The sequence below is a fragment of the Kitasatospora sp. NPDC090091 genome (genome assembly GCF_044747365.1).
Taxonomy (GTDB): Bacteria; Actinomycetota; Actinomycetes; order Streptomycetales; family Streptomycetaceae; genus Kitasatospora.
The window spans coordinates 55,212-82,047 of sequence record NZ_JBIVDY010000003.1; the positions used below are offsets into that span (position 1 = coordinate 55,212).

The 26,836-nt window shown below is 73.0% G+C and carries 18 protein-coding genes; 13 read left to right on the plus strand and 5 right to left on the minus strand.

Annotated features, from left to right (window positions below):
* Positions 1 to 65: 65 nt before the first annotated feature.
* Complete coding sequence (locus ACIPSC_RS05955) at positions 66 to 929, minus strand: hypothetical protein (protein WP_400823448.1); 864 nt, start codon at positions 927 to 929, stop codon at positions 66 to 68.
* 191 nt (positions 930 to 1,120) lie between these two features.
* Between ACIPSC_RS05955 and ACIPSC_RS05960 the strand changes: the two genes are divergently transcribed.
* Both ACIPSC_RS05960 and ACIPSC_RS05965 read left to right on the plus strand, forming a co-directional pair.
* Complete coding sequence (locus ACIPSC_RS05960) at positions 1,121 to 3,760, plus strand: valine--tRNA ligase (RefSeq protein WP_400823450.1); 2,640 nt, start codon at positions 1,121 to 1,123, stop codon at positions 3,758 to 3,760.
* A gap of 233 nt (positions 3,761 to 3,993) precedes the next feature.
* Complete coding sequence (locus tag ACIPSC_RS05965) at positions 3,994 to 4,566, plus strand: hypothetical protein (protein ID WP_400823452.1); 573 nt, start codon at positions 3,994 to 3,996, stop codon at positions 4,564 to 4,566.
* Between the two features lie 37 nt (positions 4,567 to 4,603).
* Here ACIPSC_RS05965 and ACIPSC_RS05970 read toward each other — a convergent pair whose 3' ends face one another.
* From ACIPSC_RS05970 to ACIPSC_RS05980, 3 genes are all read right to left on the minus strand, one after another.
* A complete protein-coding gene (locus ACIPSC_RS05970; RefSeq protein ID WP_400823454.1) occupies positions 4,604 to 6,145 on the minus strand; it encodes a chitinase in 1,542 nt (513 codons plus the stop codon).
* A 225-nt stretch (positions 6,146 to 6,370) separates the two neighbouring features.
* Positions 6,371 to 7,510 carry a non-hydrolyzing UDP-N-acetylglucosamine 2-epimerase gene (wecB, locus tag ACIPSC_RS05975; RefSeq protein WP_400823456.1) on the minus strand — a complete coding sequence of 380 codons (1,140 nt, stop codon included), beginning with the start codon at positions 7,508 to 7,510 and terminating at the stop codon, positions 6,371 to 6,373.
* A 147-nt stretch (positions 7,511 to 7,657) separates the two neighbouring features.
* The gene (locus ACIPSC_RS05980) at positions 7,658 to 9,091 is read right to left on the minus strand and encodes a glycosyltransferase (protein WP_400823459.1); all 1,434 of its coding nucleotides are present in this window, start codon (positions 9,089 to 9,091) and stop codon (positions 7,658 to 7,660) included.
* A gap of 175 nt (positions 9,092 to 9,266) precedes the next feature.
* Here ACIPSC_RS05980 and ACIPSC_RS05985 point away from each other — a divergent pair, with 175 nt between their 5' ends.
* From ACIPSC_RS05985 to rodA, 8 genes are all read left to right on the plus strand, one after another.
* On the plus strand, positions 9,267 to 10,670 hold the full coding sequence (locus ACIPSC_RS05985) for a bifunctional folylpolyglutamate synthase/dihydrofolate synthase (RefSeq protein ID WP_400823461.1): 1,404 nt from the start codon (positions 9,267 to 9,269) through the stop codon (positions 10,668 to 10,670).
* A 2-nt stretch (positions 10,671 to 10,672) separates the two neighbouring features.
* A complete protein-coding gene (locus ACIPSC_RS05990) occupies positions 10,673 to 11,023 on the plus strand; it encodes a DUF4233 domain-containing protein (protein ID WP_400823463.1) in 351 nt (116 codons plus the stop codon).
* A 127-nt stretch (positions 11,024 to 11,150) separates the two neighbouring features.
* Positions 11,151 to 11,564 carry a nucleoside-diphosphate kinase gene (ndk, locus tag ACIPSC_RS05995; protein ID WP_400823465.1) on the plus strand — a complete coding sequence of 138 codons (414 nt, stop codon included), beginning with the start codon at positions 11,151 to 11,153 and terminating at the stop codon, positions 11,562 to 11,564.
* A gap of 324 nt (positions 11,565 to 11,888) precedes the next feature.
* Positions 11,889 to 12,914, plus strand: a complete 1,026-nt coding sequence (locus tag ACIPSC_RS06000; RefSeq protein ID WP_305067939.1) for a rod shape-determining protein — start codon at positions 11,889 to 11,891, stop codon at positions 12,912 to 12,914.
* A 96-nt stretch (positions 12,915 to 13,010) separates the two neighbouring features.
* Positions 13,011 to 13,952 (plus strand): rod shape-determining protein MreC, encoded by a 942-nt coding sequence (gene mreC / locus ACIPSC_RS06005; RefSeq protein ID WP_400823467.1) that lies wholly within the window; start codon positions 13,011 to 13,013, stop codon positions 13,950 to 13,952.
* A 3-nt stretch (positions 13,953 to 13,955) separates the two neighbouring features.
* On the plus strand, positions 13,956 to 14,597 hold the full coding sequence (gene mreD, locus ACIPSC_RS06010) for a rod shape-determining protein MreD (RefSeq protein WP_313763753.1): 642 nt from the start codon (positions 13,956 to 13,958) through the stop codon (positions 14,595 to 14,597).
* An 84-nt stretch (positions 14,598 to 14,681) separates the two neighbouring features.
* A complete protein-coding gene (mrdA, locus tag ACIPSC_RS06015; RefSeq protein WP_400823468.1) occupies positions 14,682 to 16,943 on the plus strand; it encodes a penicillin-binding protein 2 in 2,262 nt (753 codons plus the stop codon).
* A complete protein-coding gene (gene rodA / locus ACIPSC_RS06020; protein WP_400823470.1) occupies positions 16,940 to 18,142 on the plus strand; it encodes a rod shape-determining protein RodA in 1,203 nt (400 codons plus the stop codon). Before mrdA ends, rodA begins: the two co-directional genes overlap by 4 nt.
* A gap of 98 nt (positions 18,143 to 18,240) precedes the next feature.
* Here rodA and ACIPSC_RS06025 read toward each other — a convergent pair whose 3' ends face one another.
* The gene (locus tag ACIPSC_RS06025) at positions 18,241 to 19,533 is read right to left on the minus strand and encodes a M14 family zinc carboxypeptidase (RefSeq protein ID WP_400823472.1); all 1,293 of its coding nucleotides are present in this window, start codon (positions 19,531 to 19,533) and stop codon (positions 18,241 to 18,243) included.
* Between the two features lie 268 nt (positions 19,534 to 19,801).
* On the opposite strand from ACIPSC_RS06025, the gene ACIPSC_RS06030 reads away from it, so the two are divergent.
* The 3 genes from ACIPSC_RS06030 (at position 19,802) to ACIPSC_RS06040 (ending at position 26,691) form a co-directional block, all read left to right on the plus strand.
* The gene (locus ACIPSC_RS06030) at positions 19,802 to 21,727 is read left to right on the plus strand and encodes a TIGR03960 family B12-binding radical SAM protein (protein WP_400823473.1); all 1,926 of its coding nucleotides are present in this window, start codon (positions 19,802 to 19,804) and stop codon (positions 21,725 to 21,727) included.
* A gap of 244 nt (positions 21,728 to 21,971) precedes the next feature.
* Positions 21,972 to 22,772, plus strand: a complete 801-nt coding sequence (locus ACIPSC_RS06035) for a TIGR03936 family radical SAM-associated protein (RefSeq protein WP_400823475.1) — start codon at positions 21,972 to 21,974, stop codon at positions 22,770 to 22,772.
* A gap of 394 nt (positions 22,773 to 23,166) precedes the next feature.
* Positions 23,167 to 26,691 carry a ribonuclease E/G gene (locus tag ACIPSC_RS06040; protein WP_400823477.1) on the plus strand — a complete coding sequence of 1,175 codons (3,525 nt, stop codon included), beginning with the start codon at positions 23,167 to 23,169 and terminating at the stop codon, positions 26,689 to 26,691.
* Positions 26,692 to 26,836 lie beyond the last annotated feature (145 nt).

Sequence of the window (26,836 nt, forward strand, 5' to 3'; positions counted from 1 at the left end):
CTGGGACGGACGGGGCACGCGCTGCCCGGGGCCCGGGCAGCGCGGTCGTGCACTGCGCCGGGCTGCTACTTGGCGGTGACCATGGCGTCGCGGATCGCCCGGGTCTTCTCGGCGGCCTGGGCGGGGGTGAGGTTGCTGCCGCCCACCTTGATGAAGGACACCCGCGCGGTGGTGGAGCTGTCGGCCCAGACGCAGACGGTGGTCGAGCTCTTCGGGGCGCCGCCGCCGATCGAGATGCCGTAGGTGCCGCAGGAGAGCTTGGCCGCGGAGTCGTGGCTGTACTGCGCCGGGAAGTCCGTCATCGGGCTGGTCCAGGTGGCACCGCCGTTGGTGTCCTTCTTGGAGTCCTCGATGATCGCGTTCGGGTCCTTGATCTTCCCGTAGACGCCGAGCACGCTGATGGTGCCGTCGGTGGGGTCCGCGCCCTTGGCGTAGCTGGCCAGCAGGACGTGCAGGTCGGTGCCGATCTTCTCCGACTCGCTGGCCTTGGCCGGGTCGGCGGCCTGCTCCTTGGCCGACTTCTGGGTGTAGCCGTCCGGCAGCGTCTGCGGCGCGGTGATCTTGTAGTCGCCGCCGGAGGAGCCCCCGAGCAGCTTGAATGCGGCGAAGCCGCCGCCGCCCAGCACCAGCGCGCCGATCAGCAGGCCGACCACCAGGCCGCCCTTGCCCTTCTTCGGCGGCGGCGCGACCGGGTAGCCCGGCTGCCCGTACGGGGCCTGCTGCGGCACGCCGTACGGCGGCTGCGGCGCGCCGTACTGCGGGGCCGGTGCGCCCGGCTGCTGCTGCGGGTACCCGTACGGCTGCTGCGGCGCGCCGTAGGGCGGCTGGGCCCCGTACGGCGGCTGCGGCTGCTGCGGAGCGCCGTACTGCGGCGGCGCCCCGTAGGGCTGCGGCTGACCCTGCGGATACTGCTGACCCTGGCCGTACATCTGCGTCTGTGCTCCCCCGCCGCACCCGCGGCCTGTATGCGTGTCCGTCGCCGTCCGGGTCCTACCCTGAATCGGACGAGTGTCGGGGCACGGTACCGCACCGGGCCGACGCCCGTCCGGGCCGGACGCGCCGAGCCCGCGGACCGAAAGCGGTTCGTAACCCACGTCCGCGGTTACGTAAACTGTGCGTCGTGACCGACACCACGAACCAGCGCCCCGCGAGCACGCACCCCGGGGACGACGCAGCCACCCTCCCGACGACCTACGCTCCGGCGGACGTAGAGGGCGAGCTGTACGAGCGCTGGGTAGAGCGCGGTTACTTCACGGCCGACGCCAAGAGCGAGAAGCCGCCGTACACCATCGTCATCCCGCCGCCGAACGTCACCGGTGCGCTGCACCTGGGCCACGCCTTCCAGCACACGCTGATGGACGCGCTGACCCGCCGCAAGCGCATGCAGGGCTTCGAGACGCTCTGGCTGCCCGGCATGGACCACGCCGGCATCGCCACCCAGAACAAGGTGGAGCAGCAGCTCGCCGAGGCCGGCCTCTCCCGCCACGACCTGGGCCGCGAGGCCTTCGTCGAGAAGGTCTGGGAGTGGAAGGAGAACTACGGCGGCCGGATCCTCGGCCAGATGCGCCGCCTCGGCGACGGCGTGGACTGGTCGCGCGAGCGCTTCACCATGGACGAGGGCCTCTCCCAGGCCGTCCAGACCATCTTCAAGCGCCTCTTCGACGACGGTCTGATCTACCGCGCCGAGCGCATCATCAACTGGTGCCCGCGCTGCCTGACTGCGCTCTCCGACATCGAGGTGGAGCACGACGAGGTCCCGGGCGAGCTGGTCTCGATCCGCTACGGCGAGGGCGAGGACTCGATCGTCGTCGCCACCACCCGGGCCGAGACGATGCTGGGTGACACGGCCGTCGCCGTCCACCCGGAGGACGAGCGGTACAAGCACCTGGTCGGCCGGACCATCAAGCTGCCGCTGACCGACCGGGAGATCCCGGTCGTCGCCGACGAGCACGTCGACCCGGAGTTCGGCACCGGCGCCGTCAAGGTGACTCCGGCGCACGACCCGAACGACTTCGCCATCGGCCAGCGCCACGGCCTGCCGAACCTGAGCGTCATGGACGAGCGCGGTGTCATCACCGTGCACGGCCCGTTCCTCGGCCTGGACCGGATGGAGGCGCGCTCGGCCGTGGTCGGCGCGCTGCGCGAGCAGGGCCGGATCGTCGCCGAGAAGCGCCCGTACATGCACGCCGTCGGCCACTGCTCGCGCTGCCACACGGTGGTCGAGCCGCGGCTGTCGCTGCAGTGGTGGGTCAAGGTCGCCCCGCTGGCCCAGGCGGCCGGCGACGCGGTCCGCGACGGCCGGGTGGAGATCCACCCGAAGGAGCTGGAGCGCCGCTACTTCGACTGGGTCGACAACATGTACGACTGGTGCATCTCGCGCCAGCTCTGGTGGGGCCACCGGATCCCGGTCTGGTACGGCCCGGACGGCGAGGTCGTCTGCGTCGGACCGGACGAGCAGCCGCCGACCGGCGAGGGCTGGCACCAGGACCCGGACGTTCTGGACACCTGGTTCTCCTCCGGCCTGTGGCCGTTCTCGACCCTCGGCTGGCCGGAGCAGACCCCGGACCTGGAGAAGTTCTACCCGACCGACGTCCTGCTTACCGGCCACGACATCATCTTCTTCTGGGTCGCCCGGATGATGATGTTCGGCCTGTACGCGATGGACGGCCAGGCACCGTTCAAGACCGTCGCCCTGACCGGCCTCGTCCGCGACGAGTTCGGCAAGAAGATGTCGAAGTCCTCCGGCACCGCCGTGGACCCGCTGGACTGGATGGACGCCTACGGCGCCGACGCCGTCCGCTTCACCCTGGCCCGCGGCGCCAACCCGGGCGCCGACGTGCCGATCGGCGAGGACTGGGTCAAGGGCTCGCGCAACTTCTGCAACAAGATCTGGAACGCGACCCGGTTCGCGCTGATGAACGGCGCCACCGTCGAGGGCCCGCTGCCCGCGCCGGAGAGCCTGACCGCCGCCGACCGCTGGATCCTGTCCCGGCTGAACAGCACCGTGGCCGAGGTCGACGCGCTGTACGAGGACTACGAGTTCGCCAAGGTCTCCGACGCGCTGTTCCACTTCGCGTGGGACGAGGTCTTCGACTGGTACGTCGAGCTCTCCAAGACCACCCTGGCCAAGGGCGGCGAGCAGGCCGACGCGGCGCGCCGGGTCCTCGGCGAGGTGCTGGACGTCACGCTGCGCCTGCTGCACCCGGTGGTCCCGTTCGTCACCGACGCGCTGTGGACGGCGCTGACCGGCGGCGAGTCGCTGGTCGTCGCCGAGTGGCCGAAGGACACCGGCTTCCGGGACTCCGGCGCCGAGTCGGAGATCGCGCTGCTGCAGCAGGTGGTCACCGAGGTCCGCCGGTTCCGCAACGACCAGGGCCTGCGGGACACCCAGAAGGTCCCGGCCCGGCTGGAGCTGGACGGCACCCGGCTGGCGGCGCACGAGGCGGCGATCCGTTCACTGCTGCGGCTGACCGTCCCGGAGGAGGGCTTCACCGCCACCGCCTCGCTCCCGGTCGCCGGCGCCACGGTGGCGCTGGACCTCTCCGGCACCATCGACGTCGCGGCCGAGCGCAAGCGCCTGGCGAAGGACCTCGCGGCGGCCGAGAAGGAGAAGACCCAGACCACCGCCAAGCTCGGCAACGAGGCCTTCCTGGCCAAGGCGCCGGACGACGTGGTCGCCAAGATCCGCGCACGTCAGGAGGCCGCCGAGGCGGACATCGCCCGGATCACCGCCCAGCTCGCGGCGCTGCCGCAGGCCTGACGCACCGGCTCCCCGAGGGGCCGCATCCCGCCGACGCGGGGTGCGGCCCCTCGGCCTTTTCCGCGCTACCCCGCATTCCCGCTCCCAAGCCTTTTCTGCTCCCAATAGCGCAATGGCGTTGCTCCCTTCCGGCGAATATTCATCCTGGACCGGGTGAGGTCTTATTCCGCCCGAATTCATTCCGGTCTTGCCCGCGCGGGTTCGCCGAAGTTTGCAGGTCGGATGTGTACGGTGTGCAGGACGTTCTGCTGAGCCGACGGGTGACGGGAGGGTTAGGCGTGGTGGTGACGGTGGAGTTGGCCGACGAACTTCCCGCTGAAGCGGTCGATGAGGCCAAAGCCAGGGCGGCGACGCTGCTGCTCGCGTTCCGGCACGGAAACCAGCTGGCGTTCGACGACGCGCTGGACCGGATCCTGGAGGAGCACGCGCACCGCGAGGTGACCACCCTGCTCGCCTGGATCGCCGCCGAGGCCGTCCGCAAGGCGTACGCGCCGGCGGTGGGCGACCGGGTGCTGCGGGCGATGGCCCGGCGGGCGCCGGCCGACACCGCCGCGGTCGACGTGGACGAGGAGACGGCGGACGCGGCCCGGCTGATCGAGGCGGTCGCGGCCGGCCGGGTCGCCGAGGTCCGCGGCCTGGTCGCGGCCACCGCCGACACCACCTTCCTGCTCGGCGGCCTGCTCCAGGGCGTCGCCATGATGCTGCCGTTCCTGCCCGACGGCGAGGTGGCCGAGATCACCGCCGAGCTGCGCCGCCGGCACTCCGGCGCGGGCCCCGAGATCCCCGAGGCCCGCGCCGGAGGCTGAACACGCCTCCGGTGTCTGGGGGCGTGTCAGACACGCCCTACGGCATGGCGTGCAGGTGCGCGCCGACGGTGCCGGCGATCCCGCCGCCCGCCTTGGCGTCCCAGTTGGTCGACCAGGTCATCGCCCCGCCGATCCCGGGCCACTTGGTGTCGGGCCTGAAGCTCCCGCAGTTGGTCCCGGCGGCCAGGCAGTCCAGCGCGTTGTTCACCACGGCCGGGCTGACGTACCCGCCGCCCGCCGCGCTGGTGGAGGCCGGCACGCCGAGGCCGACCTGATCGGGCCGCAGCCCGCCCTTGAGCTGGATGCAGGCCAGCGCGGTGAGGAAGTTGACGGTGCCCTGGGCGTAGACCTGGCCGTCGCAGCCCAGCATGGTGCCGGAGTTGTAGTACTGCATGTTGACGATGGTGAGGATGTCCTTCACGTTCAGCGCCAGCTTGAAGTACTCCATGCCGGTCGACTGCATGTCGATCGTCTGAGGTGCCATGGTGAGCACGAAGCCGCGGCCCGCCTTCGCCGCGAGGTTGTGCAGCGCCTGCCCCAGGTAGGTGGCGTTGACGCCGTTCTCCAGGTCGATGTCGATCCCGTCGAAGCCGTAGGCCTGCATCAGCGCCCAGGCGGTGTCGGTGAAGTTGGCGGCCGAGGCGGAGCTGTTCACCGCGACCGTGCCGTTCTGCCCGCCGACCGAGAGGACGACCTTCTTCCCGGCGGCCTTCTTGGCCGCGATGTCGGCCTTGAACCGGGCCTCGGTGTAGCCGCCGAGCCGGGAGGAGAGCGTCGGGTCCAGGGTGAAGCCCAGGCCCCCGGGCGTGGCGGTGGCGTCCGCGAAGGAGACCGCGATGATGTCGTACGCGGCCGGGACGTCGCTGATCCGTTGCACCGTCGCGCCGTTGTCGAAGTTCTGCCAGTAGCCGGTGAGCAGGTGCGCGGGCAGCCCGGGGCGGTCGGTCGGGGTGGCGGTGGGCGTGGGCGTGGGCGTGGTCGTGCCGCTGTCCGTCGGGGTGGGGGAGGCTGTGGCGGTCGGCGTCGGGGTGGTGGCGGTCGGCGAGGGCTTCGGGTCGCCCGGCCCGATCAGCGAGACGTCGTCGGCCAGGAAGGCCGGCTGCCCGTACCAGCCGTGCAGGTAGACGGTGACGCTGGTGGTGGCGGGCCCGGTGGTGAAGGTGGTGCTCAGCTTCGACCAGCTTGCCGAGGTGGTCCAGGTGCTGGGATCGGTCCCGCCGGTGCCGCGGGCGCCCAGGTAGACGTACGAGCCCTGGACCCAGCCGCCGAGCGCGTAGGTCGAGGACGGCTTCACCGTCACGGTCTGGACGCACTCGCCGGTGTCGCCGGCGCCCGGGGTGGAGCGCAGCGCGAACGCGCCGGAGTGCACGGTGGCGGTCTCCGGCGCGCCCGCGGAACAGGTCCAGCCGGTGAGGTGGTTGCCGGACTCGAAGCCGCCGTTGGTGATCAGGTCGATGTCGGCGGCCTGGGCGCCGGTGCCGGTCGCCAGGGCGAGTCCGCTCAGGCCGAGGGCGATCGTCGTGGCCCCGGCGAGCAGGCTGTGGACGGCGCGCGGGCGCCGGTGTCGGGCAGGTGGCATGACTCCATCTCCTGTGGGGGAGGCCGGCGGCCCGCGTGGGGGTGGGCCGTCCGGGTGTCGATGGGTGCACGTGGGGGAGCTACCGACAACTCAAGTCCCTGTCGGGGTAGGAGACTTGCCTCACAAGGTGGAGTAGACCAATCCGGCTGTCAAGAGGACCGGCGGCCGGGGCGCCGGCACCGGGCACCGGTCGCAGGCATCGGCCCCGGCCCCGGCCGCCGGCCGCTACGCCGCGGCCAGGGCGGCGGCGGGCCGCCCGGCCAGCTGCGCGGTCAGCCGGGCGATCCGGGCCGAGGCCAGCCCGTCCCCGTACGGGCTCGGGGTGGCGGCCAGCCGGGCGAGCCGCTCGGTGCGGTCGGCGAGCCAGGCGCGGGCGAGGTCGCCGAGCTCGGCGCCGGGCCGCACCAGCGCGGCGAAGCCGGCGTCCACGGCCTCCGGGCGCTCGGTGGAGCGGCGCACCACCAGCAGTGGGCGGCCGAGCACGGTGCACTCCTCCTGCACCCCGCCGGAGTCGGAGACCAGCAGTGAGGCGTGCCGGGCGAGGCCCAGGAACTCGGCGTACCCGACGGGATCGGTGACGGCGAGTCGGTCCAGCAGGCCGTCCAGCGCGAACCGCTCGACGGCGGCCCGGGTGCGCGGGTGCATCGGGAACAGCACCGGGGTGCCGGCCCGGGCGATCCGGTCCAGCTCGGCGAGGACGGCGCCGAGCGCCTCGGCGGTGTCGGTGTTCTCCGGGCGGTGCACGGTGGCCAGCACGTAGCCGTCCGGCGTGACCGAGTGCCGGGCGAGCAGCGCAGCCCGGGCGGGCGCGTCCGGCAGCCGGCGCCGGACCACCTCGACCACGGTGTTGCCGGTGACGGCGATCCGCTGTTCGTCCAGCGACTCGGCGCGCAGGTTGGCGGCGTTCTCGGCGGTGGCGGCGCAGAGCAGGTCGGAGACGTGGTCGACCATCACCCGGTTGTGCTCCTCGGGCATCGCCCGGTCGAAGCTGCGCAGCCCGGCCTCGACGTGCACCAGCGGGATCCTGCGGGCGTTGGCGGCGAGCGCGCCGGCCAGGGTGGCGTTGGTGTCGCCCTGGACGACGACGGCGGCGGGCCGGTCCTCGGCGAAGGCGGCGTCGAGCTGGCCGAGGGACTGGGCGATCTGGCCGGCCCGCGGGCGGCCGCCGACGCCGGTCAGCAGTTCGGGGCGGGGGAGGCCGAGGTCGCGCAGGAAGCGGCCGGACATCGCCTCGTCCCAGTGCTGACCGGTGTGCACCAGCCGGGTGGCCTCGCCGAGTTCGTGGATCAGCGGGGCCAGCTTGACCAGCTCGGGGCGGGTGCCGAGGACGACGGCGACGCTGGCGGGGGGAAGGCAGGGGCTCATGGTGGCGTCTCTCCGGGGACGGGGACGGGGACGGGGACGGGGACGGGGCGGGGGCGGATCGGCGCTCGGCGGCGGCGCGAGCGGGCCGGGGCTCGACGGCGGGTCGGGCTCACCGCAGGGTGGGGCTCGACGGCGGGTGGCGGCGGCTCAGGCTTCGAGGGCGGTGGGGGCGCCGGCGGCGACCGCCTCGGCGTTGCGCCGGGTCTTTGCCCAGCCGTTGCGGCCGAGCAGCAGCCGGACGGCGGCCCGCACGGCGACCACGAACAGGTGATAGGCGTAGAGCCAGACCAGGACTCCCCAGAGCAGGCCGGTGAGCCGGCCGCGGGCGGGGTGGACGAGGCGGCGGTAGGCCGGGCCCCAGAACACCATCGGCAAAGCGGCCAGCACGAAGGCGAGCAGCATGTAGGGCCCGTACCTGAGCTGGAACGCGGCGGTCTCCGCGGGGAAGAGCACCAGTCCGGCCGCCGTGATCGCGAGCGAGAGCGGGGTCAGCAGGACGAGCAGCACGCAGACCACCGGCTGCAGGAAGGTGTACATCACCTCGGCCTTGCCGGCCGCGGTGTAGTGCGGGGAGCGCAGGACGCGGCCGGTGTAGCGCAGGCACTGCATGTTGCCCTGGGCCCAGCGGGTGCGCTGGGTGAGGAAGCGGCGCAGCGAGACCAGGCCCTCCTGGGAGACCTGACGCTCGGTGACGTGGGTGAGCCGCCAGCCGGCGAGCCGCAGGTCCAGGCCGGACTCGTAGTCCTCCAGCAGGGCGCGCTCGGGCCAGGGGCGGCCGGCCCGGCCCTCCTCGGCGGTGAGCGAGTCGAGGGCGGTGAGGCGGACGAACTGGCCGTTGCCGCCGAGTCCGACGCTGCCGGTGCGGCGGCGCAGCAGTTGCATGCCGGCGTTGTTGGCCTGGAACTCGACGTCCTGCATCCGGACCAGGGCGCGGGCGAGTGCGTTGGCGGTGCGGCCGCGGCCGGGCAGCGGGAGTTCGTCGTCGGCGTTGCGCATCCGGACGCCGATCTGGACGGCGCCGGTGTCGGGGCGGCCGAGGGCGTGGTCGCTGCAGACCTGGGCGAGGGTGCCGGGGTCGAGCTGTCCGTCGGCGTCGACGACGCCGATCACCACCCGGGAGCGGTCGGCGTCCTCGGGCAGTCGTGCGGAGATCTCGCGGTAGGCGGCGTTCAGTGCGGCGCCCTTGCCGATCCGGGCGTGCGGGCGGCGGCGCTGGACGAGGTGGATCCGGGCGTCCTGTTCGGCGGCGGCGAGGACCAGTTCGCGGGTGGCGTCCTCGCTGTCGTCGTCGATCACCCACAGGTGTGCCTCGGGGGCCGTGGCCCGGAGTCCGGCGAGGGTCTGGGAGACCACCGCCTCCTCGTCGCGGCAGGGGATCACCAGGTGCCACGTGAAGGCGGCCGGGTCGCCGGGCGCGGCGGGCCGGTCGTGGCGGAAGGCGTGCCGGGAGCCGGCCCAGTACACGAGGAATCGCCCGAAGACGAGGGCCATGTAGCCGACGAGTGCCGACGAGACGAGCCCGGCTAACTGGACGAGGGTCTCCTGGCGGGTCGTGATCCAGTCGTGCAGGGCGTCGGGCATGGCGCGGTTCTCCTCGTGATCGAAGGTCGGGCGGCTCCTGTGGGGTGCGAATCGATGCTTCGTCGCGGTTCAAACTCGCAAAATCAATAGTAAACCGGGCAAACTGGGAACACCGGGCGAAGTGGTGGTTCTCACCCCGTGGGGAGCGCCCGGCGCCGCTCCGTAGACTGTGGTCGTGAGCGACAAGGCCGATCCGAACCCGTACACCCTCCGCCCCGCCGACGGCACCGCCGACGGCAGCACCGGCGACGCCCTGCGCGACGTCGAGCTGGAGCTCTCCAAGCGCTGGCCGGAGAACAAACTGGAGCCCTCGCTCGACCGGATCGAGGCGCTGATGGACATCCTGGGCCAGCCCCAGCGGTCCTTCCCCTCCATCCACATCACCGGCACCAACGGCAAGACCTCCACCGCCCGGATGATCGAGCAGCTGCTCAACGCCTTCGAGCTGCGCACCGGCCGCTACACCAGCCCGCACGTGGAGACCGTCACCGAGCGGATCACCCTGGACGGCGCCCCGATCACCCCCGAGCGGTTCGTCGAGGTCTACCGCGACATCGAGCCGTACGTGCAGATGGTCGACGCCCAGCAGCCCGTCCCGATGTCCTTCTTCGAGGTGCTGACCGGCATGGCCTACGCCGCCTTCGCCGACGCCCCGGTGGACGTCGCGGTGGTCGAGGTCGGCATGGGCGGCTCCTGGGACGCCACCAACGTGATCGACGCGGCCGTCGCCGTGCTCACCCCGATCGGCCTGGACCACACCGACAAGCTGGGGGAGACCACCGGCGAGATCGCGGTCGAGAAGTCCGGGATCATCAAGTCCGGCGCCGTCGCGGTCGTCGCCCAGCAGCAGCTGGACGCGGCCGAGGTCGTCCTGCGGCGCGCCGTCGAGGTGGACGCCACGGTGGCCCGCGAGGGCATGGAGTTCGGCGTGATCCGCCGTGAGCTGGCCGTCGGCGGACAGCTGGTGACGCTGCGTGGGCTCGGCGGCGAGGAGTACGAGGACGTCTTCATCCCGCTGCACGGCGAGCACCAGGCGCACAACGCCGCCCTGGCGCTGGCCGCGGTCGAGGCCTTCTTCGGCGTCGGCGGCGCCCGCGGCGGGCAGCTCGACCAGGACAAGATCCGCCAGGCCTTCTCCGGCGTCTCCTCCCCGGGCCGTCTGGAGGTCGTCCGGCGCAGCCCCACGATCATCCTGGACGCCGCCCACAACCCGCACGGCGCCCGCGCCACCGTCGCCGCGATCACCGAGTCCTTCGGCTTCACCCGGCTGGTCGGCGTGATCGGCACCAGCGGCGACAAGGACGTGGCCGGCCTGCTGGAGGCCTTCGAGCCGGTCCTGGCCGAGGTCGTGATCAGTCAGAACTCCACCCACCGCGCGATGGACGTGGACGCCCTGGCCGCGCTCGCGGTCGAGATCTTCGGCGAGGACCGCGTCCAGGTCGAGCCCCGGCTCGACGACGCCATCGCCGCGGCCGTCACCCTCGCCGAGGAGGAGGGCGACCTCGGCGGCGCCGGCGTGCTGGTCACCGGTTCGGTCATCACGGTGGGCGAGGCCCGCCTGCTCCTCGGGAGGAAGTGACGATGAGGACGCTCTGCTCCTCCACCCTGATCGGCGAGGCGCTGCTGATCCTGTTCGCGGCGCTGGTCGCGACGCAGCTCTCCGACGTCTCCCCGGCCACGGTCTGGACCGTCAGCGGCATCGCGATGGTCCTCTGCATCGCGCTCTGCGGCATGATCAACCGCCCGGGCGCGGTGCCGGTCGGCTGGGCGCTGCAGATCGGCCTGATCGCCAGCGGCTTCATCCTGCCGACCATGTTCGCGCTCGGTGTGGTCTTCGCCGGCCTCTGGTGGTGCTCGGTCCACTACGGCCGCAAGGTGGACGAGTTCAAGGCCGCCCGCGCCGCCGCCGAGGCCGCCGCCCCGACGGCCTAGAGACGGTCCCGACGAGGGCCGGGACCGGGGGGCCGGGGGGTCGCTCACGCAAGGTAACCTCTGCGGGTAGCCGCACTCCGCACGCCCGAGCGCGTGCATGCCGAACCGATTCCCCAGGAGACGCACCGTGTCCCAGCGCACTCTCGTCCTGCTCAAGCCCGACGCCGTCAAGCGAGGCCTGGCCGGCGAGATCATCAGCCGCATCGAGCGCAAGGCCGGCTGGAAGCTCACCGCCCTGGAGCTGCGCACCTTCGACCGGGAGACGCTGGAGCACCACTACGCGGAGCACGTCGGCCGCCCGTTCTACGAGCCGCTGCTGGAGTTCATGACCTCCGGCCCGTCCATCGCCATGATCGTCGAGGGCGAGGAGGTCGTCCCCGGCATCCGCATGCTGGCCGGCGCCACCAACCCGCTGGAGGCCGGTGCCGGCACCATCCGCGGCGACTACGCGACCATCACCCGCGAGAACCTGATCCACGCCTCCGACTCGCCCGAGTCCGCCGAGCGCGAGATCAAGATCTTCTTCCCCGCGCACGCCTGATCCCGGCCCTCGCGACACGCCCGAGAGACGCCCGGGTGCCCCGGTCGGGACCATTGGCCCGGCCGGGGCATTCTTATCGTGAAATAGGGAACTGAGGACGCCGACACGGCGTCCCAATGCCCGGAGAAGCGATCACGCCCCGGACAATGGACGGCATGCCCCACGTCGACGTCCGTACCGGCCGGCGTGACTACGATGGACGCACTTGAGGGCCCGTTACGGCCGGTCGGCTGGTTTCCGCCCAAGCCGTGGGCGCACGTTCGTCGTCCACCCCCCGCAATGACTCCGAGCCCGGGAAGGCACCCACACCCCATGGCAACCAACCTGTCGTTCATCGGCCGCGACCTGGCGATCGACCTCGGAACCGCCAACACGCTGGTGTACGTCAGGGGCAAGGGGATCGTCCTCAACGAGCCGTCCGTGGTCGCGGTGAACACCAACACCGGCGGCATCCTGGCGGTCGGCGCCGAGGCCAAGAAGATGATCGGCCGCACCCCCGGCAACATCGTCGCCATCCGCCCGCTCAAGGACGGCGTGATCGCCGACTTCGAGATCACCGAGCGGATGCTCCGCTACTTCATCCTCAAGATCCACCGCCGCCGCTACCTGGCCCGCCCGCGGGTCGTGGTCTGCGTGCCCTCCGGCATCACCGGGGTCGAGCGCCGCGCCGTGATCGAGGCCTCCTCGCAGGCCGGCGCGCGCCAGGTGCACATCATCGAGGAGCCGATGGCCGCCGCGATCGGCGCCGGCCTGCCGGTCCACGAGGCCACCGGCAACATGGTCGTCGACATCGGCGGCGGCACCACCGAGGTCGCCGTGATCTCCCTCGGCGGCATCGTCACCGCGCAGTCCATCCGGGTCGCCGGCGACGAGCTGGACAACGCGATCGTCCAGCACATCAAGAAGGAGTACTCGCTGCTCCTCGGCGAGCGCAGCGCCGAGCAGATCAAGATGAGCATCGGCTCCGCCTTCGCCCTGGAGGGCGAGAAGGACGAGCACGCCGAGATCCGCGGCCGCGACCTGGTCAGCGGCCTGCCCAAGACCGTCGTGATCTCCGCCGCCGAGGTCCGCGAGGCCATCGACGAGCCGGTCAACTCGATCATCGACGCCGTCAAGACCACCCTCGACCAGTGCCCGCCCGAGCTCGCCGGCGACGTCATGGACCGCGGCATCGTCCTCACCGGCGGCGGCGCCCTGCTCCGCGGCCTGGACGAGCGGCTGCGCCGCGAGACCGGCATGCCGATCCACATCGCCGAGAACCCGCTCGACTCGGTGGCCCTCGGCTCCGGCAAGTGCGTCGAGGAGTTCGAGGCACTGCAGCAGGTACTCGACGCCCAGCCGCGCCGTTAGCACAACCGACAGACCGGACAGTCAAACTGAAACGGCCCCCGCCCGGGCCCCGCGGCCCGGGCGGTCGGCCAGGTACGAAGGGGCAGTACCAGCACCGTGAGGGACACACGAGAGAGCCGGCTGCTGCTCATCCTGCTGGTGGCCGTCGCCTTCGCACTGATCACCGTCGACATCAAGGGCGGTGAGGACTCCCCGCTCGGCGGCGCCCGGCGCGCCGCCGCCGGCGTCCTCGGCCCGGTCGAGCGCGGCGCCGCCACCGCCGTCGACCCGGTCGCCGACACCGTCCGGGCCTTCCGCGACGCCGCCACCCACAGCGGCCGCACCGACCAGCTGGCCCGCGAGAACACCGAGCTGCGCCAGAAGCTCGCCTCCTCCGACGCGGCCGGCGGCCGCACCAAGCAGCTCGACGACCTGCTGCGCACCGCCGGCGCCGGCGGATACACCGTCAAGGCCGCCCAGGTCATCGCGATCGGCCCGGCCCAGGGCTTCTCCTGGACCATCACCATCGACGCCGGCAGCGACGACGGCCTCACCCGCGACATGACCGTCATCAACGGCCAGGGCCTGGTCGGCCGGATCACCACCGTCGCCCCGACCACCGCCACCGTGCTGCTCGCCTCCGACCCCGGCTTCAGCGCCGGCGCCCGGCTGGAGGGCAGCGGCGAGATCGGCTTCGCCTCCGGCGGCGGCACCAGCGCCATGAAGGTCTCGCTCCTCAACGGCAAGGCCCAGGTCAAGGAGGGCGACCGGCTGGTCACCTTCGGCTCGCAGAGCGGCCGCCCGTTCGTGCCCGGCGTCCCGGTCGGCAAGGTGGTCCAGGTCGAGGCCAACCCCGGCCAGCTCACCAAGACGATCCTGGTCGAGCCCTTCGTGCAGTTCACCCGGCTCGACCTGATCGGCGTCGTCGTCGTGCCGCCGCGCACCGACCCGCGCGACGCCGTCCTGCCGCCCGCGCCCGCCGCCCAGGGCCAGGCCCCCGCCGCCCCCGCGGCACCGGCCGCCGCCGCACCGCCCGCCAAGCCCTCCGGGGGGAACTGAGCCATGCGCCTCGCCCGCGTCCCCGTCACCGCCGTGCTGATCCTGCTCGGCCTGATCCTCCAGGTCAGCGTCTTCGGCCGGCTCCAACTCCCGGGCGCCACCCCGGACATACTGCTGCTCGTGGTGGTCGGCCTGGCCATGGTCTACGGACCGACCGGCGGCTGCCTGGTCGGTTTCGCGGCCGGACTGCTGGCCGACCTCGCACCGCCGTCCGACCACGCCATCGGACGCTACGCCCTGGTGCTCTGCCTGATGGGCTACGCCGCCGGGCTGCTCCGCCCCGACCACGGCCGGCAGCGCTCGGTCTCCAGCGCGCTGCTGGTGGTGGCCGGCGCGGCGATCGCCTCCACGCTGCTGTACGCGATGGTCGGCGCCCTGGTCGGCGACACCGCCGCCCGGCACGTCGGCCTCGGCAGCCTGGTGCTCACCGCCCTGCTGTACGACCTGCTGCTGGCGCCGTTCGTGGTGCCCGTGGTGATGCTGATCGGACGCCGCTTCGGCAAGGACCCGGTCGCCGCCGCGGCCGGCGACGACGAGGGCGGCCCGGGGCTGGGCACGCTGGCCCGCTACCGCACCACCCGTGAGGCGTCGGCCGGGCCGGGCTACAAGAAGAAGCGCTCGCTCGGCTTCGCCAAGCGGCCGTAGCACCGGCCCGTTGACGCCCGTGATCCCCGTGATCGCCGTGATCCCCGTGATTCCCGGAACCCCGCACCCTGGAGCGCACGCGACGTGAGCAACATCCCCGAGACCGGCCGTACCCGGCGGGTGACGATCCGTCTGGTGGTGCTGCAGATCCTGGTGCTGTCGCTGCTCGCCACGCTCGGCGGGCGGCTCTGGTACCTGCAGATCCGCAACGCCAAGGAGTACACCGCCAAGGCGACCGGCAACCACATCCGCGAGGTGGTCGAGCCGGCCGTGCGCGGCGAGATCCTGGACGCCTCCGGGCGGATCCTGGCCGGCAACGAGACCAAGCTGGTCGTCTCGGTCAGCCGTACCTCCCTGCTGCAGCAGAAGGACGCCGGCAAGGCGGTCCTCGGCCGCCTCGCCGAGGTGCTCGGCATGCCGGCCAAGGACGTCCAGGAGAAGGTCCGGCTCTGCGACGCCAAGACCTCGCAGCCCTGCTGGAACGGCTCGCCCTACCAGCCGATCCCGGTCACCAAGGAGGCGACCACCCAGCAGGCGATGCAGATAATGGAGCGCCGCGAGGACTTCCCCGGCGTCACCGCGCAGCCCACCGCCGTGCGGCACTACACCGGCGCCGAGGGCGCCAACATGGCCCAGGTGCTCGGCTACCTCTCGCCGGTGACCGACGAGGAGGTCTCCAAGACCGCCGGCAAGGCCGGCCTGGACCGCTACCTGCCGGCCGACCAGATCGGCCGGGCCGGCCTGGAGTCGGTCTACGACCGCGACCTGCGCGGCACCGCCGGCATCACCAAGCTGGAGGTCGACAACCTCGGACGGGTGATCGGCACCGCCGGCACCGTCGCCCCGCAGACCGGCAACAACCTGGTGACCAGCATCGACGCCCGGGTGCAGAAGGCCGTCGAGGACAACCTGGCGCAGGCGATGAACGACGCCCGCAAGACCTTCGACAAGGTGACCAACCGCAACTACGAGGCCGACTCCGGCGCCGCCGTCGTGATGGACGTGCACACCGGGCGGATCGTGGCGATGGCCAGCGCCCCGACGTACGACCCGAACCTCTGGCAGGGCGGCATCGCCGGCAAGGACTACCAGGCGCTGACCAGCAAGGAATCCAACTTCCCGCTGCTGAACCGGGCCATACAGGGTCAGTCCGCCCCCGGCTCGACCTTCAAGGTCATCTCCACCACCGCCGCCGTGCAGGCCGGCTACTCGCTGGACGGCACCTACCCCTGCCCGAAGAGCCTGACCATCGGCGGCCGCGAGTTCAAGAACTTCGAGAGCGAGAACTTCGGCTCGATCACGCTGGAGAAGGCGCTGGAGGTCTCCTGCGACACCGTCTTCTACGGCCTGGCGTACGACCAGTGGATGAAGGACGGCGGCATCAAGCCGAAGAAGGACCCGGGCGACTGGTTCTACAAGACCGCCCACCAGTTCGGCCTCGGTGCCAAGACCGGGATCGACCTGCCCAGCGAGGTCACCGGCCGGGTGCCGGACCGGCAGTGGAAGCAGTCCTACTACGACAGCAACAAGGACGCCTGGTGCAAGCAGGCGGAGAAGGGCGGCACCAGCTACTCCGACCTGATCGCCAAGGAGAACTGCATCGACGGCTACCAGATGCGGGCCGGTGACTCGGTCAACTTCGCGATCGGCCAGGGCGACACGCTGGTCACCCCGATCCAGATGGCCCGGATCTACTCGGCGCTCGCCAACGGCGGCACCTTCTACCGGCCGACCATCGGCAAGGCGGTGATAAGCCCGAGCGGGGAGCTCGTCCGCGAGATCGCCCCGCACGAGGACGCCAAGTTCCCCGGCGACCAGAAGCTGCTCGGCTACATCGACCAGGCCACCGCGGGCGTCATCACCAGCGGTACCGCGGCCTGGAAGTTCGCCGGCGCCGGCTGGCCCCAGGGCAAGATCGAGCTGCACGCCAAGACCGGCACCGCCGAGGTCGAGGGCAAGCAGACCACCTCGTGGCTGACCACCTACAGCGACGACTACGCGGTCGTGATGACGATAAGCCAGGGCGGCACCGGCTCCGGCGGCTCGGGTGACGCGATCCGCCGGATCTACCAGGCGCTCTACGGCGTGGACGACAAGGGCAACGTCGACAACGGCAAGGCGCTGCTGCCCAAGCCGCAGACCGAGCTGCCGAAGTTCAACCCGGACGGCACCGCGATCATCAAGCCGGTCGCCCACCAGGGCTCCGCCGCCGGCGACCCGGGCGTGACCGGCGGCTCGCCGCTGGTCTTCCTGGACCCGGCGCAGCCGTCCGGCCCGGCGGTCCTGCTGACCGCGGCCGACGCCGCACTGGAGCCGACCCGCGGCAACGGAAGGAGCCGGGCATGACCTCGTACGGTTCGTACCGTCAGCTGCGGCTCGCCCCGCAGCAGCGCAGCGGGGTCTCCAAGGCCCTCGCCAAGGACTCCCCGCTCTGGCGGATCGACTGGATACTGCTGCTGGCCGCGCTGGTCCTCTCGCTGGGCAGCTCGCTGCTGGTCTGGTCGGCCACCCGCGGGCGGGACTCGCTGACCCACGGCGACCCGCAGTACTTCCTGTTCCGGCACCTCACCAACGTGGTCGTCGGCATGGTGCTGTGCGCGGTGGTCATAGGGATAGGGAGCCGCCGCTTCCGCACCGTGGTGCCGTTCCTGTACATCGCCGTGATCGTGCTGCTGCTGACCACGCTGAGCCCGCTCGGCTCGACCATCAACGGCCAGCACTCGTGGATCCAGCTCGGCGGCGGCTTCTCCGTCCAGCCGGCCGAGTTCGCCAAGCTGGCGATCGTGCTCGCGATGGCCGTGGTGCTGGCCGACCAGGTCGACGCGGGGGAGCGGGAGTTCCCCTCGCACCGGGCGGTGTTCCGCGGGCTGGTCTGGGCGACGCTGCCGATGGCGATCGTGATGCTGATGCCGGACGCCGGCTCGGTGATGGTGATGGCCGTCATCGTGCTGGGCATCCTGCTGGCCTCCGGCGCGGCCAACCGCTGGGTGTTCGGGCTGATCCTGGCCGGCGTCGGCGGCTGCATCGCGATCTGGAAGCTCGGGGTGCTGAGCAAGTACCAGATCGACCGCTTCGCCGCCTTCGCCAACCCGGCGCTCGACCCCTCCGGCGTCGGCTACAACACCGCGCAGGCCCGGATCGCGATCGGGTCGGGCGGACTCACCGGCAAGGGGCTGTTCCACGGCACCCAGACCACCGGCCAGTTCGTCCCCGAGCAGCAGACCGACTTCGTCTTCACGGTGGCCGGCGAGGAGCTGGGCTTCCTCGGGGCGATGGCGATCATCGTGCTGCTGGGCGTGGTGCTCTGGCGGGGCTGCCGGATCGCCCGGCAGGCGACCGACCTGTACGGGACGATCGTCGCGGCCGGGGTGGTCGCGTGGTTCGCCTTCCAGGGGTTCGAGAACATCGGGATGTGCCTGGGCATCATGCCGGTCGCCGGCATCCCGCTGCCGTTCGTCTCCTACGGCGGGTCGTCGATGTTCTCGACGTGGGTGGCGATCGGGCTGTTGCAGGCGGTGCAGAGCCAGCGGCCGATAGCGGCCTGAGCGGTGCGCGGGGCCGGTCCGGGACTCTCCCGGGCCGGCCCTTCCGCATGCCGCGGGCCTGCCGCATGCCGGCAGCGCGCCGGCCCGGCGCGCCCGCGCTACGGCAGCAGGCAGTCCGTGGCGGCCAGCACCGCCCGGGTCTGGTGCGCCACCTGGGCCTCCACCGGGACCCAGCGCGCGCCGAGCCGGCCGAGCCGCTCCAGGCTCCCGGTGACGATCCCGCGGGCCCGCTCCCGGGCGGCGTCCGCGGCCGGGCCCCCGGCGTCGCCGAGCAGCCGCAGCAGCATCGACGCCGCCCGCAGCGGGATCCGCTCGGCGACGATCCGTGCCGTGGTCACCCGGGAGACCGCGAGCGGCCGCTCGCACCAGTCGGCCAGCCACTCCCGGGCGAGCAGCGGACAGGCGCCCAGGTTGAACTCGACGGCGCGCAGCAGCGGCCCGTACGCCGCCCGGGCGTGCGCCGGGACCAGCGGCAGCAGCTCGGCCAGCTGCTCCGCCCGCTCGCGCAGGGCCACGGCCGCGGCCGCCACCGACCGCCGCACGTCGGGGTGGAGCCCGGCGTCGCCGACCGAGTCCACCGCCCACATCGGTACCTCCAGCAGGGCCGTCACCCCGCCGTAGCGGCCGGCGTACGCCCAGGTGGAGCGCGCCGGGTCGTCCGGCAACGCCCGGGGGAGCCCGCCGCGGCCGCGCCCCGGCAGCACGTAGACCCCAGGGGCCGGGCTGTCCCAGCCGACCGCGTCGTAGGAGTCGACGTCCAGCGGCACGCCGCCGCGGGCCACCGAGCGGGCGAAGCGCCCGGCCAGGCCGGGGACCGGCCGGGTCAGCTGGACGAAGGCCCCGCCGAAGTCCACGCCGTGCAGCGAGCACTGCAGGAAGGGGCGCAGCTCGTCGATCAGCCCGGTCAGCACCAGGCTCTCCGGCATCGGCCTGCGCTCGCCGCCGGCCGGCGGCAGCAGCTCCGGCTGCTCCTCGAAGGCCGGCCGGAAGAAGTGCTCGTAGTGCCGCGGTGCGGTGAGCGGGCCGGCGAGCCAGCCCTCGTTGAGCGCGGCGCCGTCCGGGTCGAGGCAGAGCAGGACGTGCCAGGCCAGGCCGGGCCTGGGCGGCCGGGCCAGCGCCAGCGAGGCGAGGCGCAGCGCGGCGGCGACGCCGACCGGCTCGTTGGGGTGGGGGCCGCCGACCACCAGGACGGCGTGCGGGCCCTCGTCGACGGAGAGCAGGACGAGCGGCCGTCCGCCCCGGGAGCGGCCCACTTCGCGCACCCGGCAGCGCTCGGGGTGGCGCAGGGCCAGCCGACGGGCGGCGGCCGCCGCCCGGGGCGCCGCGGGGTAGCGGTCGAGCGGTCCGGGAGGGCTGTCGCGGCGGGGCACCCGCCGGCCGGTGTCGGTCATCCCGCGAGGCCGGTGTCGGTGCCGTCGTGCATGGGCGCCTTCCTTGTCCGATGGCGTGCGGGGCCTCCCGGCGGAGCCCTGCCAGTACCGCACGGGCCGTCCGGGACTGTCAACAGCCGCCGCCCCGGCCGGGCGCCCCGCGGCCCGGCCGGGCCGCGGGCCGGATTCGGCTACCCTTGAGGGTCACCCCTCCCAGACGTCGCCCACCGCCCCGAACCGGGACCAGGATGCGCGCGACACCTCTCAACGTCGTAAGGGTTCCTAGTACATGACTGTCGAATCGGTCTTCCCACGCCTGGAGGCCCTCCTCCCGCACGTCCAGAAGCCGATCCAGTACGTCGGCGGCGAGCTGAACTCGACCGTCAAGGACTGGGACGCCTGCGACGTCCGCTGGGCGCTGATGTACCCCGACGCCTACGAGGTGGGCCTGCCCAACCAGGGCGTCATGATCCTCTACGAGGTGCTGAACGAGCGCGAGGGCGTGCTGGCCGAGCGGACCTACAGCGTCTGGCCCGACCTGGAGGCGCTGATGCGCGAGCACGGCGTCCCGCAGTTCACCGTGGACGCCCACCGCCCGGTGCGCGCCTTCGACGTGTTCGGCCTCTCCTTCTCCACCGAGCTCGGCTACACCAACATGCTGACCGCGCTCGACCTCGCGGGCATCCCGCTGGAGGCCCGCGACCGCACCGACGAGGACCCGATCGTCCTGGCCGGCGGCCACGCCGCGTTCAACCCCGAGCCGATCGCGGACTTCATCGACTGCGCGGTGGTCGGCGACGGCGAGCAGGCCGTGCTGGACATCACCGAGCTCGTCCGCGGCTGGAAGGCCGAGGGCCGCCCGGGCGGGCGCGACGAGCTGCTGCTGCGCCTGGCGCGCACCGGCGGGGTGTACGTGCCGAAGTTCTACGACGTGGAGTACCTGGCCGACGGCCGGATCGGCCGCGTCGTGCCGAACGCGCCGGGCGTGCCGTGGCGGGTGTCCAAGCACACCGTCATGGACCTCGACGAGTGGCCCTACCCGAAGCAGCCGCTGGTCCCGCTGGCCGAGACCGTGCACGAGCGGATGTCCGTCGAGATCTTCCGCGGCTGCACCCGCGGCTGCCGCTTCTGCCAGGCCGGCATGATCACGCGCCCCGTGCGGGAGCGAAGCATCACCGGCATCGGCGAGATGGTCGAGCGCGGCCTGAAGGCGACCGGCTTCGAGGAGGTCGGCCTGCTGTCGCTGTCCAGCGCCGACCACACCGAGATCGGCGACATCGCCAAGGGCCTGGCCGACCGTTACACCGAGGACAAGATCGGTCTGTCGCTGCCGTCCACCCGCGTCGACGCGTTCAACATCGACCTCGCCAACGAGCTGTCCCGCAACGGCCGCCGGTCCGGTCTGACCTTCGCCCCCGAGGGCGGCAGCGAGCGCATGCGCAAGGTGATCAACAAGATGGTGTCGGAGGAGGACCTCATCCGCACCGTCGCCACCGCGTACGGCAACGGCTGGCGCCAGGTGAAGCTGTACTTCATGTGCGGCCTGCCGACCGAGACCGACGAGGACGTGCTCCAGATCGGCGAGATGGCGAAGAACGTCATCCAGAAGGGCCGCGAGGTCACCGGCCAGAACGACATCCGCTGCACCGTCTCGATCGGCGGGTTCGTGCCCAAGCCGCACACCCCGTTCCAGTGGGCGCCGCAGCTGTCCGCCGAGGCCACCGACGCCCGCCTGGCGAAGCTGCGAGACTCGATCCGCGGCGACCGCAAGTACGGCAAGAACATCGGCTACCGCTACCACGACGGCAAGCCCGGCATCGTCGAGGGCCTGCTCTCCCGCGGCGACCGCCGGATCGGCGCCGTGATCCGCGCGGTCTACGAGGACGGCGGCCGCTTCGACGGCTGGCGCGAGTACTTCTCGTACGACCGCTGGATGCTCTCGGCCGAGAAGGGCCTGGCCGGCACCGGCGTCGACGTCGACTGGTACACCACCCGCGAGCGCACCTACGAGGAGGTGCTGCCCTGGGACCACCTGGACAGCGGCCTCGACAAGGACTGGCTGTGGGAGGACTGGCAGGACGCCCTCGAAGAGGTCGAGGTCGACGACTGCCGCTGGACCCCGTGCTTCGACTGCGGCGTGTGTCCTCAGATGCAGACGGAGATCCAGATCGGCCCCACCGGTAAGAAGCTGCTGCCGCTGACCGTGGTCAAGTAGCCCTTGCCCGTTTCCGATGCCCCCGCCGGAGTGTTCCGGCGGGGGCATCGGTGTGCCGGGCCCCCGGCCGGGGCGGCGGGGGTCCGAACAGGGGCGGAGCGAGCCGGGCGTGCGGGCGCGTACCCTTTGAGGTGACAGAGTCCGGACAGTGGCGCACGACCGCCGCGCCGGACGGGGACAACTGACTAAGGACTGAGCGACCCTGGCACGCCGTACGCCCGACGGTCCGCCGCCCGCGCCGACGGTGCAGCGGATCCGTCTCCGCTACACCAAGCGCGGCCGGCTCCGCTTCACCAGCCACCGCGATTTCCAGCGCGCCTTCGAGCGCGCCCTGCGCCGGTCGGCGGTGCCGATGGCCTACTCGGCCGGCTTCACCCCGCACCCGAAGGTGTCGTACGCCAACGCCGCTCCGACCGGGGTGGCGAGCGAGGCGGAGTACCTGGAGATCGGCCTCGCCGAGCTCCGCGACCCGGAGCAGCTGCGTGCGCAGCTGGATGCGTCGCTGCCGAACGGGCTGGACGTCATCGACGCGGTCGAGGTCCGGACGCCGAACTTCGTGGAGCGCCTGGAGGCCTCCGAGTGGCAGGTCCGGCTGGACGGTGTCACCCCGGAGGAGGCCGCCCGCGCGGCCGCCGTCTTCCTCGCCGAGGAGCGGGTCGAGGTCGAACGCCTGACCAAGAACGGCGTTCGGGTCTTCGACGCGCGCGGCGCCGTGGCGGCGCTGGAAATCCTCCCGTCGCAGGTCGACGCCGGTGCGGACACGGTGGGCGAAGGGGCCCGCGATGTTCGGACGGCCCGTCCCTGTGCGATACTGCGGCTGGTAGTACGACACGCCACACCCGCCGTACGACCCGACGACGTATTGTCCGGTCTCCGTGCGACGGCCGACCTGGCGCCGCCGGTCCCCGCAGAGGTGACCAGGCTGGCGCAGGGGCCGCTCGACGAGGGGACCGGCACGGTGACCGACCCGCTGGCGCTCGACCGCGCCGCGGCCCCGGCCGGCCCTGTGGCGGCCGCCGAGCCGCGCGCAACCGCGTCCGCCTAGCGGGCGGAGGCCGGGCCCAGTACCACTGGGCCCGCTGGTCCTCCAGGCCCCCGCGGCTCCCCAGGGGAGCGAGCGTCGTCGAAGCACAGGCCGGCCTCTTGCGGCCCGCCGACCCCGATGGTCGGTGGGCCCGAGGACCCCGTCCGGGAGCCACCCGGGGTTGGGGGACGGCGCAGCTTGGGAAAACCTCAGAAGACTGGTCAGACCAGAAGACTTTCGACACCCCGCCGAGCGCGGGGCGCCGAGCGAGACTACGAGCCCCTGTGCGGCCTCGCGTCCGCACGGCGGCACCGTGAAAGGGTCCGGCCCGAGCATCGTCGCGATGCCGGCCGGCCACCGGTGCCCCGCCGTGCCCGGATGCGGAGCCCGGGGGCCTGACGGGAGATCCACCCGCATGCTCGATAACACCGATCCGCAGCAGTCTGCGGCGCCGGAACAGAACGATTCCACCGCCACCGGTGGCGAGGGCGCGTCCGCCGCGCCGCCGCGCCGCCGTCGCCGTGCGGTGTCCCGCCCGGCGGGCACCCCGCAGGGTGCGGCCGCGGAGGCCGCCGAGACGGTGATCCCGGCCGAGGCGCCGGCTGTCGAGGCCGCGCCCGCCGAGGCTCCGGCCGCCGAGCCGGTGGCCGAGAAGCCGGTCCGCGCCCGCCGTACCCGTAAGCGTGCCGAGGCCCCCGCCGGGGCGCCGGAGGCCACCTCGATCGTCGTCTCCGCGCCGGAGGCCGGGCAGGCCGCCGAGGCGCCGGCTGTCGAGGCCGCGCCCGCCGAGGCTCCGGCCGCCGAGCCGGTGGCCGAGAAGCCGGTCCGCGCCCGCCGTACCCGCAAGCGCGCCGAGGCCCCCGCCGGGGCGCCCGCTGCCGAGGCTCCGGCTGCCGAGGCTCCGGCCGTCGAGGCTCCGGCCGCGCCCGCCGAGGAGGCGCCGGCTGCGCCGGCCCGCCGTGCCCGCCGCCGCCGGGTGGTCGAGGAGACGCCGGTCGTCGCGGAGGCGCCGGTCGAGGAGCCCGCCGCCGAGACGCCGGCCGAGGAGCCCGCCGCCGAGGAGGAGGCTGCCGAGGCCGCCGCGCCCGCCCCGGCCCCCGCCGCCGAGGCCGAGCCCCCGCACCGGGTGCGCCGCCGCGCGGTCCGCCCGTCCACCGCGATCTTCCAGGCCCCGGTCTTCCAGGAGCCGGCCCCCTACGTCGCCCCGCCCGCCGCGCAGTCGGCCGCCGCCGCCGAGCCCGCTCCGGCCGAGGCCGCCGCGCCCGCCGTCCAGCGCACGGAGGAGGACGAGTACGAGTACAGCGGCGTCGGCCGCCGCCGCCGTACCCGCACCCAGGTGCGGGTGCAGGCACCGGCCCGCCCGAAGCCCGTCGTCGAGGAGCCGGCCGAGGCGCCCGCCGTCGAGGCCCCCGCCGCCGGTCCGGAGACCGAGGGCGAGTGGGAGGAGGACGGCCGTCCGTCCCGCCGTCGCCGCCGGGGCGGCCGTCGCCGCCGCCGTGGCGAGGCCGAGGAGTTCGAGGCCGAGACCGCCGAGACCGCCGAGGCCGAGCAGCCCGCCGAGGAGCCGGCCGCGGCCGCCGACGAGGAGGAGATCGACGAGGACGACGAGCTGTCCGCCGGCCTCGCCTCGTCCCGTCGCCGTCGTCGCCGTCGCCGCCGCAGTGGTGAGGCCGGCGCGGTCGAGACCGCCGAGACCACCGAGGACGGCGTCCGCACGGTCGTGAAGGTGCGCGAGCCGCGCCGCCGTTCCACCGAGCCGTCGTTCGACCCGGACGAGGTGCAGTCGATCAAGGGCTCGACCCGTCTGGAGGCGAAGAAGCAGCGCCGCCGCGAGGGCCGCGAGCTGGGCCGCCGCCGGGTGCCGATCATCACCGAGGCCGAGTTCCTGGCCCGCCGCGAGTCGGTCGAGCGCGTCATGGTGGTGCGCCAGAACGGCCAGCGCACCCAGATCGGCGTGCTTGAGGACGGCGTGCTGGTCGAGCACTACGTCAACAAGGAGCAGGCCACCTCGTACGTCGGCAACGTCTACCTGGGCAAGGTCCAGAACGTGCTGCCGTCGATGGAGGCCGCCTTCGTCGACATCGGCAAGGGCCGCAACGCCGTGCTCTACGCCGGCGAGGTCAACTTCGGTGCGCTGGGCGGCCACGGCGGCCCGCGCCGGATCGAGTCGGTGCTGAAGTCCGGCCAGTCCGTGCTGGTGCAGGTCTCCAAGGACCCGATCGGCCACAAGGGCGCCCGCCTGACCAGCCAGATCTCGCTGCCCGGCCGCTACCTGGTCTACGTGCCCGAGGGCTCGATGACCGGCATCTCGCGCAAGCTGCCCGAGAACGAGCGCGCCCGGCTGAAGCAGATCCTCAAGAAGATCGTCCCGGACGACGCGGGCGTCATCGTGCGCACCGCCGCCGAGGGCGCCTCCGAGGAGGAGCTGACCCGCGACGTCCAGCGGCTGCAGCAGCAGTGGGAGGACATCCAGAAGAAGGCCGCCGGCGGCAACGCCCCGGCGCTGCTGTACGGCGAGCCGGACATGACCGTCCGGGTCGTCCGCGACATCTTCAACGAGGACTTCACCAAGGTCATCGTCTCCGGCACCGAGGCGTGGAACACCATCCACGACTACGTGTCCAACGTGGCCCCGGACCTCGCCGAGCGGCTCCAGCGGTGGACCTCCGAGGTGGACGTGTTCGCCACCTACCGGATCGACGAGCAGCTGATGAAGGCGCTGGACCGCAAGGTCTGGCTGCCCAGCGGCGGTTCGCTGGTGATCGACCGCACCGAGGCGATGGTCGTCATCGACGTCAACACCGGGAAGTTCGTCGGCCAGGGCGGCAACCTGGAGGAGACGGTCACCCGGAACAACATCGAGGCGGCCGAGGAGATCGTGCGCCAGCTGCGGCTGCGCGACCTCGGCGGCATCATCGTGATCGACTTCATCGACATGGTGCTGGAGTCCAACCGGGACCTGGTGCTGCGCCGTCTGCTGGAGTGCCTGGGCCGTGACCGGACCAAGCACCAGGTGGCCGAGGTCACCTCGCTGGGCCTGGTGCAGATGACCCGCAAGCGGGTCGGCCAGGGCCTGCTGGAGTCGTTCTCCGAGCCCTGCGTGCACTGCAACGGGCGCGGCGTGATCGTCCACATGGAGCAGCCGAGCGCCCACGTCCACGCGGCCGGCGGCCAGACCGCCGCGGCCGGCGAGGCGGGCTCGGGCGGCGGCAAGCGCCGGCGCCGGGGCAAGGGCGGTGCGGCCCACGAGGAGCCGCAGGCCGTCGCCGAGGCCGCCGTCGAGGCGATCGAGGCCGCGGAGGCGGTCGTCGAGGCCCCGGCGGAGGTCGAGGTCGTGGAGACGGTCGAGGAGCTGCCGGCCGCCGAGGCTCCGGCCGAGGTCGAGGCCGCCGCGGTCGCCGAGGTTGCGGCCCAGCCGAGCCTGGTGGAGATCCCGGCCGCCGCGGCGCCCGCCGGCCGCACCCGCCGCCGGGCGGTGCGCAAGGCGACGGCTCCGGCCGGTGCGCCGGCCGAGGCCGAGATCGTGGTGCTGCAGGCCCGCGCCGACGCGGCCCTGGAGGCGGCCTTCGCCGCCGCCGAGGCCCCGGTGGAGGCTCAGGCCGAGGCTCCGGCGGAGGTCGTCGTCGAGGCTGCTGCCGAGGCTCCGGTGGAGGCCGCCGCCGAGGCGGTCGTCGCCGAGCCGGCCGCCGAGGCCCCGGTCGAGGCTGCTTCGGAGACCGCCGACGCTGCGGAGACCGCCGAGGCCCCGGCCGAGGAGCCCGCCGAGGAGGCGCCGGCGCCGAAGAAGCGGGCCGCGCGCAAGACCGCCGCCAAGAAGACGGCCGCCAAGAAGACCACGGCGGCCGCGAAGAAGACCACCGCCCGCAAGACCGCGACCAAGCGGACCAGCGCGGCGGCCAAGAAGGCCGCGGCCGCCGAGGGTGAACCGGCAGCCGAGTAGTGCCCGTGTCCCGGGGGCGGGCGATCGCCCGCCCCCGGGGCCGTACGGTCCGGTTTGCCCCCGTGGCGGCCGGTCCGTATTCTTGACCCTCGGCGTGTCTACGCCATGCTCCCGAGCAATTTCACCTTCCCGGCCCCTCATGGAG

Bases quoted from the DNA above. Each gene is read 5' to 3' on its own strand.
- ACIPSC_RS05955 (WP_400823448.1), bottom strand. From the start codon at position 929: ATGTACGGCCAGGGTCAGCAGTATCCGCAGGGTCAGCCGCAGCCCTAC.
- ACIPSC_RS05970 (WP_400823454.1), bottom strand. From the start codon at position 6,145: ATGCCACCTGCCCGACACCGGCGCCCGCGCGCCGTCCACAGCCTGCTC.
- wecB (WP_400823456.1), bottom strand. From the start codon at position 7,510: ATGAGCCCCTGCCTTCCCCCCGCCAGCGTCGCCGTCGTCCTCGGCACC.
- ACIPSC_RS05980 (WP_400823459.1), bottom strand. From the start codon at position 9,091: ATGCCCGACGCCCTGCACGACTGGATCACGACCCGCCAGGAGACCCTC.
- ACIPSC_RS05990 (WP_400823463.1), top strand. From the start codon at position 10,673: ATGAGGACGCTCTGCTCCTCCACCCTGATCGGCGAGGCGCTGCTGATC.
- mreD (WP_313763753.1), top strand. From the start codon at position 13,956: ATGCGCCTCGCCCGCGTCCCCGTCACCGCCGTGCTGATCCTGCTCGGC.
- rodA (WP_400823470.1), top strand. From the start codon at position 16,940: ATGACCTCGTACGGTTCGTACCGTCAGCTGCGGCTCGCCCCGCAGCAG.
- ACIPSC_RS06025 (WP_400823472.1), bottom strand. From the start codon at position 19,533: ATGACCGACACCGGCCGGCGGGTGCCCCGCCGCGACAGCCCTCCCGGA.
- ACIPSC_RS06030 (WP_400823473.1), top strand. From the start codon at position 19,802: ATGACTGTCGAATCGGTCTTCCCACGCCTGGAGGCCCTCCTCCCGCAC.
- ACIPSC_RS06040 (WP_400823477.1), top strand. From the start codon at position 23,167: ATGCTCGATAACACCGATCCGCAGCAGTCTGCGGCGCCGGAACAGAAC.